Origin of the sequence: Polynucleobacter sp. es-MAR-4 (assembly GCF_018882055.1) — a bacterium.
Lineage (GTDB): Bacteria > Pseudomonadota > Gammaproteobacteria > Burkholderiales > Burkholderiaceae > Polynucleobacter.
In genome coordinates, this window is the sequence record NZ_JACVPF010000001.1 from 497,433 (window position 1) to 513,054 (window position 15,622).

At 46.7% G+C, this 15,622-nt stretch carries 20 protein-coding genes; 11 read left to right on the forward strand and 9 right to left on the reverse strand.

Translation table 11 applies throughout. The annotated features are described in order from the left end of the window. Positions 1–13 precede the first annotated feature (13 nt). Positions 14–1,075: a selenide, water dikinase SelD gene (gene selD, locus ICN16_RS02475; protein WP_216133584.1), complete on the forward strand. Its 1,062-nt coding sequence runs from the start codon at positions 14–16 to the stop codon at positions 1,073–1,075. Here selD and mmsB read toward each other — a convergent pair. Further along, a complete protein-coding gene (gene mmsB / locus ICN16_RS02480) occupies positions 1,072–1,953 on the reverse strand; it encodes a 3-hydroxyisobutyrate dehydrogenase (RefSeq protein ID WP_216133594.1) in 882 nt (293 codons plus the stop codon). The genes selD and mmsB overlap by 4 nt on opposite strands. A gap of 84 nt (positions 1,954–2,037) precedes the next feature. On the opposite strand from mmsB, the gene ICN16_RS02485 reads away from it, so the two are divergent. Further along, positions 2,038–2,331: a DUF1330 domain-containing protein gene (locus tag ICN16_RS02485; protein ID WP_216133597.1), complete on the forward strand. Its 294-nt coding sequence runs from the start codon at positions 2,038–2,040 to the stop codon at positions 2,329–2,331. A 58-nt stretch (positions 2,332–2,389) separates the two neighbouring features. Here the strand turns inward: ICN16_RS02485 and ICN16_RS02490 are convergent, their stop codons facing one another. Beyond that, positions 2,390–2,578 (reverse strand): hypothetical protein, encoded by a 189-nt coding sequence (locus ICN16_RS02490; RefSeq protein WP_173942993.1) that lies wholly within the window; start codon positions 2,576–2,578, stop codon positions 2,390–2,392. 297 nt (positions 2,579–2,875) lie between these two features. Between ICN16_RS02490 and ICN16_RS02495 the strand changes: the two genes are divergently transcribed. The 3 genes from ICN16_RS02495 to ICN16_RS02505 are packed head-to-tail and all read left to right on the forward strand — an operon-like array spanning position 2,876 to position 5,025. Continuing rightward, complete coding sequence (locus ICN16_RS02495) at positions 2,876–4,459, forward strand: rhodanese homology domain-containing protein (protein WP_216133599.1); 1,584 nt, start codon at positions 2,876–2,878, stop codon at positions 4,457–4,459. A gap of 46 nt (positions 4,460–4,505) precedes the next feature. Then, on the forward strand, positions 4,506–4,799 hold the full coding sequence (locus ICN16_RS02500) for a hypothetical protein (RefSeq protein ID WP_216133601.1): 294 nt from the start codon (positions 4,506–4,508) through the stop codon (positions 4,797–4,799). Beyond that, positions 4,789–5,025 carry a TIGR02450 family Trp-rich protein gene (locus ICN16_RS02505; RefSeq protein ID WP_216133609.1) on the forward strand — a complete coding sequence of 79 codons (237 nt, stop codon included), beginning with the start codon at positions 4,789–4,791 and terminating at the stop codon, positions 5,023–5,025. Before ICN16_RS02500 ends, ICN16_RS02505 begins: the two co-directional genes overlap by 11 nt. Positions 5,026–5,079: 54 nt before the next feature. On the opposite strand, the gene ICN16_RS02510 is transcribed toward ICN16_RS02505, so the two are convergent. After that, on the reverse strand, positions 5,080–5,604 hold the full coding sequence (locus tag ICN16_RS02510; RefSeq protein ID WP_216133610.1) for a phasin family protein: 525 nt from the start codon (positions 5,602–5,604) through the stop codon (positions 5,080–5,082). A 104-nt stretch (positions 5,605–5,708) separates the two neighbouring features. On the opposite strand from ICN16_RS02510, the gene ICN16_RS02515 reads away from it, so the two are divergent. Further along, positions 5,709–6,098: a group II truncated hemoglobin gene (locus tag ICN16_RS02515; protein ID WP_216133612.1), complete on the forward strand. Its 390-nt coding sequence runs from the start codon at positions 5,709–5,711 to the stop codon at positions 6,096–6,098. Between the two features lie 24 nt (positions 6,099–6,122). Here ICN16_RS02515 and ICN16_RS02520 read toward each other — a convergent pair whose 3' ends face one another. The 3 genes from ICN16_RS02520 to ICN16_RS02530 are packed head-to-tail and all read right to left on the reverse strand — an operon-like array spanning position 6,123 to position 8,755. Further along, a complete protein-coding gene (locus ICN16_RS02520) occupies positions 6,123–7,340 on the reverse strand; it encodes an NAD(P)/FAD-dependent oxidoreductase (protein ID WP_216133614.1) in 1,218 nt (405 codons plus the stop codon). 3 nt (positions 7,341–7,343) lie between these two features. Continuing rightward, a complete protein-coding gene (locus ICN16_RS02525) occupies positions 7,344–7,859 on the reverse strand; it encodes a hypothetical protein (protein WP_216133616.1) in 516 nt (171 codons plus the stop codon). A gap of 38 nt (positions 7,860–7,897) precedes the next feature. Beyond that, positions 7,898–8,755: an LOG family protein gene (locus ICN16_RS02530; protein ID WP_216133618.1), complete on the reverse strand. Its 858-nt coding sequence runs from the start codon at positions 8,753–8,755 to the stop codon at positions 7,898–7,900. Between the two features lie 208 nt (positions 8,756–8,963). On the opposite strand from ICN16_RS02530, the gene ICN16_RS02535 reads away from it, so the two are divergent. Both ICN16_RS02535 and ICN16_RS02540 read left to right on the forward strand, forming a co-directional pair. Continuing rightward, the gene (locus tag ICN16_RS02535; RefSeq protein ID WP_216133620.1) at positions 8,964–9,164 is read left to right on the forward strand and encodes a hypothetical protein; all 201 of its coding nucleotides are present in this window, start codon (positions 8,964–8,966) and stop codon (positions 9,162–9,164) included. Between the two features lie 71 nt (positions 9,165–9,235). Next, the gene (locus ICN16_RS02540) at positions 9,236–9,973 is read left to right on the forward strand and encodes an ABC transporter substrate-binding protein (protein ID WP_216133622.1); all 738 of its coding nucleotides are present in this window, start codon (positions 9,236–9,238) and stop codon (positions 9,971–9,973) included. Between the two features lie 3 nt (positions 9,974–9,976). On the opposite strand, the gene ICN16_RS02545 is transcribed toward ICN16_RS02540, so the two are convergent. Further along, positions 9,977–11,392, reverse strand: a complete 1,416-nt coding sequence (locus tag ICN16_RS02545; protein ID WP_216133629.1) for an MBL fold metallo-hydrolase RNA specificity domain-containing protein — start codon at positions 11,390–11,392, stop codon at positions 9,977–9,979. 62 nt (positions 11,393–11,454) lie between these two features. Between ICN16_RS02545 and ICN16_RS02550 the strand changes: the two genes are divergently transcribed. Together ICN16_RS02550 and ICN16_RS02555 are read left to right on the forward strand one after the other, a co-directional pair. Beyond that, on the forward strand, positions 11,455–12,336 hold the full coding sequence (locus ICN16_RS02550; RefSeq protein WP_216133631.1) for an NAD(P)H-hydrate dehydratase: 882 nt from the start codon (positions 11,455–11,457) through the stop codon (positions 12,334–12,336). A 6-nt stretch (positions 12,337–12,342) separates the two neighbouring features. Beyond that, a complete protein-coding gene (locus ICN16_RS02555; protein ID WP_216133633.1) occupies positions 12,343–13,323 on the forward strand; it encodes a DMT family transporter in 981 nt (326 codons plus the stop codon). Between the two features lie 11 nt (positions 13,324–13,334). On the opposite strand, the gene ICN16_RS02560 is transcribed toward ICN16_RS02555, so the two are convergent. Beyond that, positions 13,335–13,619 (reverse strand): protein tyrosine phosphatase, encoded by a 285-nt coding sequence (locus tag ICN16_RS02560; protein WP_216133635.1) that lies wholly within the window; start codon positions 13,617–13,619, stop codon positions 13,335–13,337. Positions 13,620–13,698: 79 nt separating this feature from the next. On the opposite strand from ICN16_RS02560, the gene ICN16_RS02565 reads away from it, so the two are divergent. Beyond that, positions 13,699–14,349: an FABP family protein gene (locus ICN16_RS02565; protein ID WP_216133637.1), complete on the forward strand. Its 651-nt coding sequence runs from the start codon at positions 13,699–13,701 to the stop codon at positions 14,347–14,349. A 31-nt stretch (positions 14,350–14,380) separates the two neighbouring features. Here ICN16_RS02565 and ICN16_RS02570 read toward each other — a convergent pair whose 3' ends face one another. Then, positions 14,381–15,529 carry an aminotransferase class V-fold PLP-dependent enzyme gene (locus tag ICN16_RS02570; protein ID WP_216133639.1) on the reverse strand — a complete coding sequence of 383 codons (1,149 nt, stop codon included), beginning with the start codon at positions 15,527–15,529 and terminating at the stop codon, positions 14,381–14,383. Positions 15,530–15,622 lie beyond the last annotated feature (93 nt).

A 15,622-nucleotide genomic window follows, 5' to 3' on the forward strand; every position in this document is an offset into this window, starting at 1 on the left:
AGAGTTAATTGATATGAATACCACCAATCCTCAAGAGCCTCGCTTAACCTCACTCTCGCATGGCGGCGGCTGTGGCTGCAAGATTGCTCCTGGAGTTCTTTCAGAGATTCTAAAAAGTGTTCCACAACTACCGTTTCCTAAAGAACTCTTAATTGGCATTGAGACTTCGGATGATGCTGCTGTGTATCAAATAAATGAATCTCAGGCGATTGTTGCGACAACTGATTTCTTCATGCCCATCGTGGATGATCCATTTGATTTTGGCAAGATTGCCGCTACAAATGCAATCAGTGATATTTACGCCATGGGAGGCACCCCACTATTTGCCTTAGCGCTTGTTGGTATGCCCATTAAGGTTCTTTCGAATGCAACCATTGCCCGCATCTTAGAAGGTGGTGCCGAAGCCTGTAGGGCCGCTGGAATTCCAATTGCGGGCGGCCACACAATTGATTCGGTTGAGCCTATTTATGGCTTAGTTGCCATCGGGATCGTTGATCCTAAGCTCGTAAAGAGCAATGCCGCTGCTCAGGCTGGAGATGTACTTATTTTGGGTAAACCCCTTGGTGTAGGCATCCTGTCTGCCGCACTCAAGAAAGATCTTCTGGATGATGCAGGCTATCAAGAGATGATCGCCAATACAACAAAGTTAAATTCCGCAGGCCCAGAACTAGCCAAGCTGCCAGGCGTACATGCCTTAACTGATGTGACAGGCTTTGGACTAGCAGGCCACACTTTGGAATTGGCTCGTGGCTCCAATCTCACCGCTCAAATTCACTGGCCTCAAGTTCCCCTTCTATCGAATGTTCAGGCTTTAGCCGACCAAGGCGTCATTACAGGTGCATCTGATCGTAACTGGCAAAGTTATGGGATCGAGCTTCGCTTGCCTGAACAATTTAGCCCTGCGCAGCAGGCTCTGCTTACGGATCCCCAAACTAGTGGTGGACTACTTGTCTCTTGTAGCGCAGATGCTGTGAGTGCTGTGTTAGATATCTTTAAAAAACATGACTTCACTAGCGCCTGCGTCATTGGAAAAATGATCGACAAGCAAACTCAATCTGTAGAGGTATTGCTTTAATCCGCCTTGAGATTAAAGACGCTTGAGAAATCAAGCTGCCCATTACCTGCTTGACTGTGCACCTCATAAAGCTTGCGGGATAGATCTCCCAATGGAACGCTAGCATCTAGGTCACTTGCATTCTCAGTCGCCAGACCCAAATCTTTCAGCATCAAATCTACGCCAAAGCCGCCTGCATACCCTTTCGAGGATGGCACGTTCTCCATAACGCCAGGACAGGGGTTGTAAAGCTCCAAGACCCAATTTCGGCCTGAACTCTTAGACATAATGTCTGAGAGCACTTTAGGATCCATGCCATTTGCGATACCCAAACGCAAGGCCTCGCTAGTCCCCAACATCTGAATACCCAGCAACATGTTGTTGCAGACTTTGACAGTTTGACCACTGCCACTCGGACCCGCATGAAAGATGTTCTTACCCATCTGCTCTAGTAACGGTCGAGCGCGCTCAACATCAGCTCCATCTCCACCCACCATAAAGGTTAAGGTTCCGGCCTGGGCACCCGCAGTTCCGCCAGAAACCGGCGCATCAACCATGGCAAAGCCCTTCGCTTTTGCCGCAGCAGCCACAGCCTGGGAAACCTTAGGTGAAATCGTAGAGCAATCAATCAATAGGGCCTTGGGATTAGCAGTGGATAGCAGGCCAGAATCGCCCAGGTACAAAGCTTCTACATGTCGTGAGGCCGGAAGCATGCTGATGATGACATCCGCATCCCCTGAGGCCTCAGATGCGCTACCCATAGGAAGTCCCCCGGCAGCTTTAAAAGCATCAAGTTGAGCTTGCACTAAATCAAAGCCACGGACCTGGTGCCCTGCTTTAATTAAATTGAGAGCCATGGGCAGCCCCATATTACCCAAGCCTAAAAATGCAACTTTCATATGCGCCTCTAATGAGATGGTGAAGTTCTAATATCTCACTATAGCTTGCTTATAAACTAGTCCTATAAATTACTGGGGGATGGCATGAGCGTTAAAGTGATTGGCCTTATTCAACTAAATGATCCGGAAGCATTTGAGGAGTACCGGTCTCAGGTAGGAAATACGGTAGCCCTCTATCAAGGCAACATTAGCTCTCGAGGATCGTTCAATGCGTTCCTCTGGAATGAATTACAGTGCGATACCTTTAGCGGCTTTGTGGAACTGGAGTTTCCAAATGTGGCAGCATCGGAGGCCTGGGCCAGCAGCCCCGAATATCAAAACCTACTACCCATTCGAAGCAAGGCTATGAAGTTGACATTATTTTCTGTCAGCATATAAAAAATAAAGCCCGGCTCCTTGTGGGGGCCAGGCTGAATTCAATTCGGAGTAAGACGAATTACTTCTTGGCTTCCATCGCTTCTTTAGCGGCTGTAATTTCTTTACGACGCTCTTTACATGCCCCAGCAATTTCTTGCAAAGCTTTACGTGCACGTGCAGCAGATGCCTTAACGCCTTTTTCAATAAACTTTTCGTTTTCTGCTTTGTAAGTTTCGAAAGCAGCCAACAATGTATCGTGTTGTGACATCTTGTCTCCTATATATCCGTTCAATGTTTGAGTACTAAGCTCGGAATTAGTATATCCCCATAAAAACCACTGGATTTCACCGGTAATATCAGGGATAACTCTTAGATGTTATAAATCCTCCAAAATAGAAAAAACATAAAAAAACCAACGGAGACACACCCAAAAATGAGAAATAGCCCTGTTTTAAGGCCAAAACCCTTACTTCGACCCCCTTCAGCCAATGATCGCTCCATCACCTAAAAATACTGCACTAGAGTGATATCAATCGGTACACATAAAAATTAAAGAGATAAACACATGTCCATCAAATATCAAGATTACGCCTTTGTTCGCAACAAGCTGCTTAAAAAAGAAGAAGTTGCGCTGCTAGATATTCGCGAAGAAGATCCCCATGCTCAAGAGCATCCCTTGTTTGCAGCCAACTTTCCGCTGTCACGTCTTGAGGTAGATGCATTTAGCAAACTCCCCAGAAAAGATGTGCCCATCGTCACACTTGATGATGGCGAGGGTGCTGCAGAATTGGCAGCACAAAGACTCTCTGAACTAGGTTACGTAGATGTTTCCGTTTTTAAAGGCGGCGTCCCAGCTTGGAAAGCAGCTGGCGGAGAAGTATTTAAAGATGTGAATGTTCCGAGCAAATCTTTTGGTGAATTCGTCGAATCCAAAAGACACACACCCTCTTTGTCAGCACAAGAAGTGAAGAAGTTAATAGACGACAAAGAAGATGTTGTGGTGGTAGATGTGCGTCGTTTTGACGAGTACCAAACCATGAGCATACCGACCGGCATCAGCGTTCCTGGCGCTGAATTGGTCCTACGTCTTCCAGAGCTTGCACCCAATCCAAAGACGAAGATCATCGTGAACTGCGCCGGAAGAACGCGCAGTATCATCGGCACCCAATCCCTCATTAATGCAGGTATCCCCAATGAAGTAAACGCTTTGCGCAATGGCACGATTGGCTGGACCTTAGCAGGACAAGAATTAGACAAAGGACAAAGTCGTAAATTCAAAGAGGTTAGCGAAAGTACTGCGATGGAAGCCGCTCAGCGCGCACGTAGCGTCGCTGATCAGGCTGGAGTGAAACGAGTCAAACTTGCTGATATTGAGCAATGGAAATCTCAAGCTGAACGCACTACCTACTTCTTTGACCCAAGAACTCCTGAAGAATATGAAGCGGGTCATTTACCTGGATTCCGGTCGACACCAGGTGGACAACTGGTGCAAGAGACTGAAATGGTCGCCCCAGTTCGTGGTGCGCGCATTGTGCTATCTGACCCAGGTGGTGTTCGAGCCAATATGCCGGCCTCATGGCTTGCCCAGATGGCTTGGGATGTCTATGTCATTGATGATATTAAGGCGGCAGACCTGACTGAAAAAGGTCCTTGGAGCCCCGCCCTGCCAAGCACACCTCAGATTCAAATGGTTGATATCAAGACGGCGTCTTCATGGCTGGGTAGCGATAGCACAACGATTTGCATCGATCTCAGCACCCATGCAAATTACGTCAAAGGTCATATTCCTGGAAGCTGGTTTGCACTTCGCTCTCAATTTGCCAATGCCTTGAAAAATTTACCGCAAGCCAATCGATACGTACTCACCAGCACGACGGGTGAACTAGCCGTATTTGCTGCAAAAGAAATACAAGCACTGACAAGCGCCGAGATTTTTGTATTAACTGGTGGCAATAAAGCCTGGATTGATGCTGGACTAGAGATTGAAAAAGGCGCTACCCATTTGGCATCGCCACCAATGGATCGCTACAAACGTCCATACGAGGGCACCAGCGTAGACCCAGCAGCAATGCAGGCCTACCTAGACTGGGAGTTTGGCTTGGTTGAGCAGCTAGGCAAGGATGGTACACATCACTTCTGGGTTCTTTAATCCATCTTGGTGGCGCCACTTTGGTGCCACCAACTTAGAATGCTCTATGTATAAAACCATTGCCCTTGTCATTCTGTCGATTGGTCTTTTAGGCTGCGAGAGAGAAACCTACACCACCTGGTCATGCATCGATAGCGCTGGATCTAAATTTCCAATGGTTCTCAAAAAAGCGCAGATGCAGTTTCAGGATAGTCAATTTGACTACTGTGGAAGCTTGGGTCCAATAAGTTATTTTGCTTCAAAGTGTCCCGCTCAAATTCAGGACTCCAGTAAAGTTTTTACGCCAAGCTCTGGCAAGCTCATTAGCAATACCCAAGAATTTCAGTGCAATGAACTCTAAAGAACAAAACCCCCTCAACCCTAAGAAGCTGCTACTGAGTAAATGGACAGCAGTAAAGCCCACTCATAAGCGAAAGCATTTTTTGGTGAGCAAGGTCATCCTTCCAGAGCCTCCTGAGGGTGCAATTGAATTCATCGAACTGGAGGCCGTCTTTGACAAGAGCATCCAAGTCATTCCCTGGCGAGATCTCAAAGAAACTGAGGCCTGGCTTCAGGGCTGGGTATAAAAAAGCCGCCTGAGCTACAGACGGCTTTTTTACTTCTAACTGAATTAGAAAACCTTACTTCGATTTTTTCTTGGCATCTGAAGGCTTTTTGAATTCTTCAATATTTTTCTCTGCAGCATCCGCTACTTGGTTCACAATTTTTCGACCTTCTTTAAACATCTTTTGACCTGCAGTGGACATATCGTGAACTACTTTGGATAACTTATCAGCATGGCCTGGGATTTTGTCCTCAACATCTTCGAGCCAACTCACTAAAGAACTGCGAACTTTTTCTAAATGTTTTTCAGTTCCATCGGCAGCATCGTCACCGATATCCTTTAGAACAGATTTCACCTTCTTCTGATATACGGTCGCACGCTTAGCCGCTTCTTTGGTGGCTGACTCTTGCAGCTCCTTAAGTTTAGTAAGGTCGTTTTTAGCGGCTGACTTAGCGCTCTCCATAGCATTTTTCATGCCCCACTGAATCTCTTCCAAATGGTGTGCGCTGAGGTCCTTAGCTGCATCCAATAATCTATGGGAATAAGCAAACAACTCCTTTGCCTTTTCTTGCTGCCATGCTTGAATGTCTTTCTTATCCATTACATCTCTCCCTTAGTTAAATTAGAGTGCTACCTTATGTTCTTACTCTATACCCAAATCTGTCACTTGCCAAATCCTGGCTTTATTGGCATTAAAATTAAGCTATGAGCGAAAGAAAAAACCCTTACGAGATTATTGGTGGCGCGGCTAAGGTTGAAGAATTGGTTGACCGCTTCTACGACTTGATGGCACTAGAAGAGCCTTTTGCCGAGCTGCGAGCCATGCACTCCCAAGACCTATCGAGCTCCAGAGATAAGCTCAAACTTTTTTTATCAGGATGGTTGGGTGGCCCAGATGTCTACTCACCCAAGTACGGTCATCCAATGCTACGTGCGAGACATCTACCCTTCAAGATTGGCTTAAAAGAGCGCAATCAATGGTTAGCCTGTATGTATCGCGCTATGGAAGATTGCGGTATTGATGGCCAGATTGGTGCGCAACTAGAGGAGTCATTTTTTAATACCGCAGACTGGATGAGGAACCAGCCAAACTAATGTACTAGCTAGTTTTTGAGCGCCCTAGATTGAATGTGCGCAGGCAAAACCACTAGCCCAAGCCCACTGGAAGTTATGACCACCGAGATGTCCCGTGACATCAACGCACTCACCAATGAAATACAAACCCGGGTGATTGCGAGCCATCATGGTTTGACCATCTAACTCTTTGGTATCCACACCACCCAACATTACTTCCGCCTTTTTCCAGCCCAGGGTTCCAGCCGGCTTTACCGACCAATTGGTAATGAGCTCTTTCAGGGCTTGCCTGTCTTTTTTAGAAACCTCGACCCACTTTTTACCTAAAAGATTCTTTTGTTCGGCAAATGCTTTAGCTAGACGCAGAGGCATCACTGAGGCCAGGATATTCTCGGTCAGCTTGAGGCGATTGTCTTCATGATCAAATAACTCATCACAGCTAAAGCGCCCATTGGCCTCTACTGCGCCTAGCCAATCAATATGAACTGCCTCACCCTCAACCCAATAACTACTTGCCTGTAAGACTGCAGGGCCCGAAAGACCCTTATGCGTTAAGAGTAAATCTTCGTTAAATCGACAGGCACCATAGCGATTACCCTTTGATCCCGCGGCAATACGAACCGGCAAACTGAGTCCCGATAGCGCCATCAGGTTGTCAAATTCTCCAGAAGTGAATGAGAGCGGTACTAATGCAGGACGGGGGTCAACCACCTTCAATCCAAACTGCTTAGCAATATCCAAGGAATATGCCGTCGCACCAATTGCAGGAACCGGCAACCCGCCTGTTGCCATCACGATAGACTTGGATCTCTCAATGCCTGTATTAGTTTTAACGCTCCAAACCCCAGCTTCATTGGAGATAGATTCGACCGTAACCGGGTAACGAATATCCACACCTCCTTTGGCGCACTCACTAAGCAACATCTCGATAATCTGTTTGGCAGAATCATCGCAAAATAATTGACCCTGATGTTTCTCGTGATAAGCAATCCGATAGGACTGCACTAGCTTAATAAAGTCCCGTGCGGGATAGCGAGCTAAAGCACTTTTTACAAAGTGTGGATTTAGAGAGAGGAAATTGGCTGGGCTGCTATGTAAGTTAGTGAAGTTGCAACGCCCGCCACCGCTGATACGAATTTTTTCACATAAGACCTCGGCATGGTCTAGTACTAAAACTTTTTTACCCAGCTGACCTGCAACGCCAGCACAAAAGAGCCCAGCTGCACCGCCACCGATGACGATGGCATCCCATGATTTACTCATTACTCACTTAAACCGCTCAATGACTTCAGTCGGCAGCTTAAGTTTTTGCATATGCAAACGGGTATAGGCTTGACGAAAATTCTTGGTCATGGAGATCATGACCGAAGCAGTCCAAGCGAAAGCAAACATGCCTGAGAAAGCAATAATAATTGCCAACATCTTCCAACCTTTTGGCAAGAGATCATCCATGAAACCCATTGCGGTATAGGTGCTACCGCTGAATAAAATACTCTCACCTAAATTTGGTAGAAGATTAAATGCTCGCAAGGAGATACCCCAGAGGATGATCTCAAAAATATGCGTCAGAAATAAGCACAGCACACTGATATAAAAGACCAAAGCGACTGAAGAGTACTTCTGCTCCGAAAGATATAGAAATGATTTAACCTCGTAGCGCTTTGCAATTTGGAGCAATACAAGGCCATGCACCAGCATCACTAGCAAAAGCATGGCGATACCAAATAAATAGGCGGGAAGATCCAGTTCGGAGCTTAGGTTTATGGTGTTAGAGATAGTCATAGTGTCTGCATGCCTATTTTACAGTTCCCGCGAGATCTTTAGGCCAACTGATACCAGTCTCGAATGACTGCCCACGCTTCTGGGGCAGTTTCAACAAAGTGGATTAAATCGATATCTGCCTGGTCTATCACTCCATGCTCAAGCATTTGCTTGAAGTTAATCACTTCCTGCCAGAAGGTCTTGCCCACCAAAATGATCGGAAAGCGCTCCACCTTTTTAGTTTGCATTAAGGTAAGGACCTCAAAAAGCTCATCGAAGGAACCAAAGCCCCCTGGATAGGCCACAATCGCCCTCGCCCTGAGCATGAAATGCATTTTTCGAATGGCAAAGTAATGAAAGCGAAAACTTAAACCTGGGGTGAGATAGGGATTGGGATGCTGCTCTCTCGGCAAGCTGATATTAAAACCAATACTCTGATCCCCTGCCTCAAACGCACCGCGATTTGCAGCCTCCATAATTCCGGGGCCACCACCAGTAGCGATGTGTAATTTATTTCGATCTTCAGATTGGGTGGCGTTATAGCCTGCGACAATTGCTCCAAATTCTCTTGCGGAATCATAGTACTTGCAGTGAAGTAATGCTTGTTTAGCCTCGGCTATAGCTTCTGGTGTTTTTGCATCCTTCTCTAACTCTCGCGCTTTTTCAGAGCTTACAAAGCGAGTAGACCCAAAAACCGTAATCGTGTGCTCAATTCCCCGCTCATGCAAGAGTATTTCCGGCTTTAATAGCTCCAACTGAAAGCGTAGCCCCAAAGTTTCACGGCGGGCTAAAAAGGCTTGATCGTCAAACGCAAAACGATAGGAATCTTCAGAATTATTTTCCTCCAGCTGGCTTCTCTGTAGATTCAGAAAATCAGTGATGGTTTGGGAGTTATTGACAGGGAGTCTTGAGCTCATCTATGGACCTTTATTCCAAGCTTTCATAATGGTTTATCTTAGATTCTGAGTGCTATTAGTGAGACGATTGAATCCAGAAATGCACCATCAAAATTAGTATTACTACCTAGAATATTGCATTAATTTGGCATCTAGGGCTTATTCGGATTTACCGCTAGCGCTACAGGCGTTAATATTAGAAGATATTAACCAAACCGAAGGAAAAGCAATGAGCAACCGTTCAATCATCATCATGGTACTAGTATTACTTGGTGCTACAGCCTACTTACTCATCAAGGGCGACGGCGACATTGATATGGGTGGCGAAAAGCATGGTGCTGAAGCAGCTCACATGGAAGAAGCTAAGAAGGATGCTCCTGCAGCTCCAGCTGCACCTGCAGCAGCTCCAGCGGCTGACGCTAAGAAATAATCTCTTCCAGAGAAAAACAAGCCGCGGTTCGCCGCGGTTTTTTTATAACTTTTTATTCACCCCTCCCTCAAATGCATAAATTGAACCCTTCAGCACTGAGCTCTTTTGCTCCCACTGGCATCTTGCGAGTGGGTATTAATTTAGGCAATCCTCTTTTAGCCAGCTTAGATGAAAATACAGGCAAACCCAAAGGGATTACTGTCGACATTGCAAATCACATTGCCAGCAATCTACAGCTGCCAATTGCTTTCACCTGCTATCAGATGGCTGGGGCGACAGTTGAAGCCGTGAAATCGGGGGATATAGATTTGGTATTTGTGGCAATTGACCCTATTCGTGGAACCGACATCAGCTACACCCCCGCCTACATTCAGATTGAAGGTGCCTATATGGTTAAGGAATCCTCACCGCTGACTAAGAATGAAGATGTAGATGCAGCAGGCAACGAAATTGTCGTTGGCAAAGGTAGTGCCTACGACCTTTATCTCACTCGCGAGATCAAACAAGCAAGTTTGTTACGTTCAGCCAACTCACAAGCAGTGGTAGATGACTTTATGTCTGGAGCGGGAAATGTTGCCGCTGGAGTTAAACAGCAATTAGAGAGTGATGCACAACGCTATGAAGGATTGCGACTGCTTCCCGGCCGCTTTATGGTGATCAACCAGGCCATTGGAATTCCTAAAGCACGAATTAATTTTGAAAGAACAAATGTCTATCTTAGTAATGAGATAGAGCAGCTCAAGACTTCTGGTTTCATTGCAGAGGCAATGCAACGTCACCAAGTTCAGGGCGCCAAAGTCGCAGAGTAAGTGTTAACAAGAATAGGTATGAAGACGCTCTGGAATGATGACATTATTCCAATCCAACTCTTCCCGTATTGATTGAGCCAAGACGGCCGATGCCTCGGGTTCGCCATGGACCACAAAAACGGATTGGGGTGAAGATTTAAAACCACGCAACCAATCTAATAAGCCCGCTTGATCAGCATGGGCGGATAGACCACCAATCGTATGAATAGATGCACGTACCGCAACCTCTTCACCAAAGAGGCGTACTTTAGTTGCCTTATCTACCAAGCGACGACCTAAACTGCCATAGGCCTGAAAACCAGTAATGACAATTGCATTTTGTGCACGCGGCAAATTATTTTGCAAGTGATGAACAATCCGGCCAGCATCACACATCCCGCTCGCAGAAATAATGATCGCCCCGCCCTTGATCTTATTGAGCGCTTTAGATTCCTCTACATCAGCAATAAATCGCAGATCCACCGCACCCGGATTTTTCTGAAACCACTCAAAGGTGGATTGGGACTCTTTATCTAATTGCGCAAAGAAACGTTGCGTCAAGTGGGTAGCTGCAGTTGCCATCGGAGAATCAACCCAAATACTCAGATGGGGTAATAAATTACGCCTTACCAAATCAATCAATAGAAATAGAATCTCCTGTGTACGGCCAACAGCAAAGGCGGGTATGACAATATTTCCATGACCGCTCAGAGTACTATTCACCACTTGAATTAATTCTGCCTCGGTATCAGCCAAAGTTTTATGCAGGCGATCTCCATAGGTTGATTCCACCACCACTACATCTGCCTGCTCAATCCTGGTGGGATCAGGCATTAAGAGCTTACCTTTCATACCAATATCCCCGGAGAAAACGCAGCGTTTTTTCTTAGCATGGTCTTCGGTGACATCGATCAGTGCAATTGCAGATCCCAGAATATGTCCCGCGTTCTGGAACTCCAAATCAATACCCTTGCATAGCTCTAGATGCTCCCCATAAGCTAGAACTTCGCATTGACCAAGTGCGAGCTCAGCCTCTTCCATGGAATACAGCGCGACAGGCAAATCCCCTCGCCACTTACCTGCCTTTTGTCTACGTTCCGCCCGCTCAACATCCGAACGCTGAAGGTGAGCACTGTCAGGCAGCAAGATCTTAAGTAACTCGAATGTGGCATCCGTGCAATAGATGGGGCCAGAAAAACCTTGGGCGCATAGTCTTGGCAAGAGACCACTATGGTCAATATGCGCATGCGTTAGTACGACGAAATCAATTTCCTTGGGAGAAAATGGTAAGGGCTCTAAATTCTTTGTAGTCGCTTCGCGCCCGCCCTGGAACATACCAAAATCCACCATAAATCGGACTTCACGCCCACTAACAGTGGCCTCCACAGAATGTCTTGAGCCTGTAACCTCACCTGCCGCACCGAGAAATTGGATTTTCATTCCTAAAGCATACTCCCGATAAGATTCATTGCTAAGACACTGATTCGAGCGATACTATTTGTATGAATTCTCCCGCCAAACTCAACTCGCTTGAGCTCATCACCCGCCTCAAGCGAGCACCCTCAGAGCACAAAGGAAATGCCGGCAAAGTCCTGCTCATTGGTGGCGCACCTGGTATGGCCGGCGCCTTGATGCTGTCTGGTAGCGCCGCACTCCACTTAGGAGCTGGCTGGACCATTTTGGAAATGCTCGATCCTACAGCCGCTCATGCCATGCCAGAACAAGCTGAATTGATGGTGCGCTTAGCTAGCTTTCACGCCGAAGAGCAATTGCAGTCTACGGCACCCGATGTGATTGCCATTGGTCCAGGACTAGGCTTCTCAGATCTTGCAAGAGATTGGCTGATAGCCGTACTACGCTACCCAACAGTGCCAGTAGTGATTGATGCTGATGCTCTGGGCTTAATTGCCGATACTCCGGAGTATTTAGATCTTCTCAAGCAACGTAATCAAGCATTCCCAGGCATGAGTGTTCTCACCCCGCATCCTGGAGAGGCTGCACATCTTCTGAATACGACTACCTCGGATATCCAAGCAAACCGCCTTGGCGCCCTATCTGATTTAGTGAAACTCACCAACTCCATTGTGGTGCTCAAGGGTCAACATACACTGATTGCCTCTTCCACTCATTTACCAGTCCAATGCGCCGAAGGCAATCCTGGGATGGCTGTCGGTGGAATGGGTGACGCCTTAACCGGCACTATTGCAGCAATTGCCGCCCAAGGCATACGCCACAATCTCAACCTGTGGGAAGCTAGTTGCGTAGGAGTTCAGCTCCATGCATCCGCAGCAGATAGTTTGGTTGCTAAGCAAATTGGGCCGATTGGACTTACTCCATCAGAGGTCATTTTAGAAATGCGGAGCCTCTTAAATAAGCTGTTATAAAACAGCATGCAATCAGCTAGCGGAATTCTCCAGCATCGTCGTTATGTATACGGCCTCCTAATGGCCGGCTTAGGCTCAGTCCTATTTTCCGGAAAAGCTATTCTGATCAAACTTGCATTTGGCTATGGCGCAAATGCGGAAACTTTAATTGCCCTGCGGATGCTAATGGCCCTTCCCCTCTTCTGGGGAATTTATTGGTGGCAGGCACGTCGACAAGTCATGAGTGCACTTACTTGGCGTGATCAAGTCAAGATATTTGCCCTGGGATTTATGGGTTACTTTCTTTCGAGCTATCTCGATTTTCTGGGACTGCAATATATTTCTGTTGGGCTCGAGCGAATTGTTCTTTACCTCACCCCAACTATCGTCTTGTTGATTTCTTATTTTGTATTAAATAAATCCATTAGTCGCTTGCAATGGTATGCGCTGGTTGTTGGGTATCTTGGCGTGATCGTAGTGTTCATCCAAGATGCCAGCTCGACTGGTTCTTTGGCCGCGCTCGGCATGTTGCTGGTTTTTGCCAGCGCATGCTCCTATGCAATCTACATGATTGGATCTGGAGAAATGGTAAAGCGCGTGGGTAGCGTGCGCTTAGTGGTCTATGCCAGTTCTGCGTCTGCACTGCTGAGCATCATTCAAATTCTGATTTACGATCCTGCAGCTGTATTTGTACAAGTACATCAGATTTATTGGCTCAGCCTACTCAATGCCAGTCTGTGCACTGTCATTCCCATGCTCTTAATCATGATTGCGATTAATCGCATTGGATCACCTCTCGTTGCCCAAGCCGGAATACTTGGACCAGTCTCAACACTATTTATGGGCTGGATCGTGCTATCCGAACCAATTACCTGGATTCAGCTTGGTGGAATGAGTTTGGTAATGGGGGCTATGTGGTTGTTGGTGCGTAACAATGCACCAGAAAAGCAAAAGGGGTTGAATTCCACAAAGCCCTTAGACCTTGAGGGATCCGACCCCCTAACTTAATTACTACGAATTTATTGCTGTGGAGCTGCTGCAGGCTCTTGCGCTGCTTTTGCTTTTTTCTTTGATTTCTTCTTAGCTTTTTTCTCTGCTTTTTTATCTTTCTTTGCCTGCTTCTTAGACTTCTTAGCAGCCTTCTCTGGCTGGGCAGCAGGTGCAGGAGTAGCAGGCACTGCTGCTGGAGCAGCTACTGGAGCAGGAGCCGGCGCTGGATCAGCCGCCATCACAGTCAGCGGTGATAAACCAATAGAGGCGGAAATGAGTGTGGCCAAAGTCAGTTTTGCAAAGCGAATATTCATTTAAGACTCCATCAGGTTTGGGATAATTTGATAATACTCAATTATTTGGCATTAATGCTTCATTTCACTAAGGCGTCGCATGAACTCTTTTCCCACTGATATCTATACAGAGCCTCAGGGATATTCCATCAATACCCTAGAAAACCTAGGCCCCCTTACCCGCCTTGCTGGGATCTGGGAAGGTCAGCGGGGCTTAGACATTAAACCCAAAGCCGAAGGTTCAAAGAAGCAGGTGTATACCGAGCGTATTGAGATGCAGCCAATTGATCCACAAACCAATGGGCCACAGTTGTTTTATGGTTTGCGCTATCACCTCCATATCACCAAACCAGATCAAGTCAAAACCTATCATGATCAAGTTGGCTACTGGCTTTGGGAGCCGGCGACTGGATCCATTGTTCATACGCTCACCATTCCTCGCGGCATGATCACCATGGCGACAGGCAAAGCTTCAGCTAATGCAACCCAGTTTGAATGCGTAGCCAAAATTGATGATCCAACTGCCGGAATTTCCTCCAGCCCCTTTTTAGACTACGCGTTTAAAACGATTGAGTACCGCATTATGGTGACGATCCTGGAGGATGGCACCTGGTCTTACGAACAAGATACCGTGATGATGATTAAAGGCCAGGCTGAACCTTTTCATCACCTAGATACCAATGTCCTAACCAAGGTAAGCGAAGCCACCCCTAATCCGCTTGCACTTGAGGCAATGAAAAAGCCGTCCTAAGACGGCTTTTTGGCTTACTCTTTTTTACTGCTTAAGCTGGTTGCGCTTCAGTCTCAGTAATTTTTTCCAGAGCTGCTGCAAGATGACCAACAGTACGGTCAACATGAGCTAACTTTTCCAGACCAAACAAACCGATTCGGAAAGTACGGAAGTCTGGGCGCTCATCACACTGCAATGGCACGCCAGCAGCAGTTTGTAAACCCAGCGCAATAAATTTCTTACCTGATTGAATTTCTGGATCCTTGGTATAGCTCACTACTACGCCAGGAGACTGAAAGCCTTTTGCCGAAACTGAGTGGTAGCCATTGGATACCAATAAGGCACGAACCTTATCACCCAACTCTTGTTGCTTAGCTTTCAGCGCAGCAAAACCTAAGGCCTGAGTTTCTTTCATTACATTACGCAAGATTTTGAGTGCATCTGTTGGCATGGTGGTGTGATACACGTGACCACCCTTTTCATAGGCTTCCATAATTTGGAGCCACTTCTTGAGGTCCATTGAGAAGCTGCTGCTTTGTGTAGACTCAATACGCTCGCGTGCTCTGTCGCCCATCGCAATCAAGGCACAGCAAGGTGAGCTACTCCAGCCTTTTTGAGGCGCCGTAATCACCACGTCAACATTACAAGCCTTCATATCTACCCACATTGCGCCTGAAGCGATGCAATCCAGCACAAACAAACCATTGACTGAACGAACTGCTTCACCAACCGCTTTGAGATAGTCGTCCGGCAAAATAATTCCGGCAGAGGTTTCTACATGAGGAGCGAAAACAACTGCTGGCTTTTCTTTCTTAATGAAGGCCACTACTTCTTCAATCGGTGCCGGAGCAAAAACACCCTGCGCAGTATCTTCCAATTGCTTACCTTTGATAACGGTAACGTCCTGAGTAATATTGGCTAGATCAAAAATTTGAGTCCAACGGTAGCTAAACCAACCGTTGCGCAAAACAAGGCACTTTTCATTATTGGCAAATTGGCGAGCAACTGCCTCCATACCAAAAGTACCGCTACCCGGAACGATGACAGCTGAGCTAGCGTTATACGCATCCTTCAGGACGCTAGAGATGTCCACCATGACTTTTTTGAATTCTTCAGACATGTGGTTGAGCGAGCGGTCTGTATAAACAACCGAAAACTCTAATAAACCGTCTGGATCAACATTCGGGAGTAAGCCTGGCATAGTAAGTTCCTAGTAAATCGTGTGATTAGCCCTAAATGATACTGATTTAGTGCTGTTTGGGTACCCACCCCCTGAAAACAGGCTTTTTAAGCA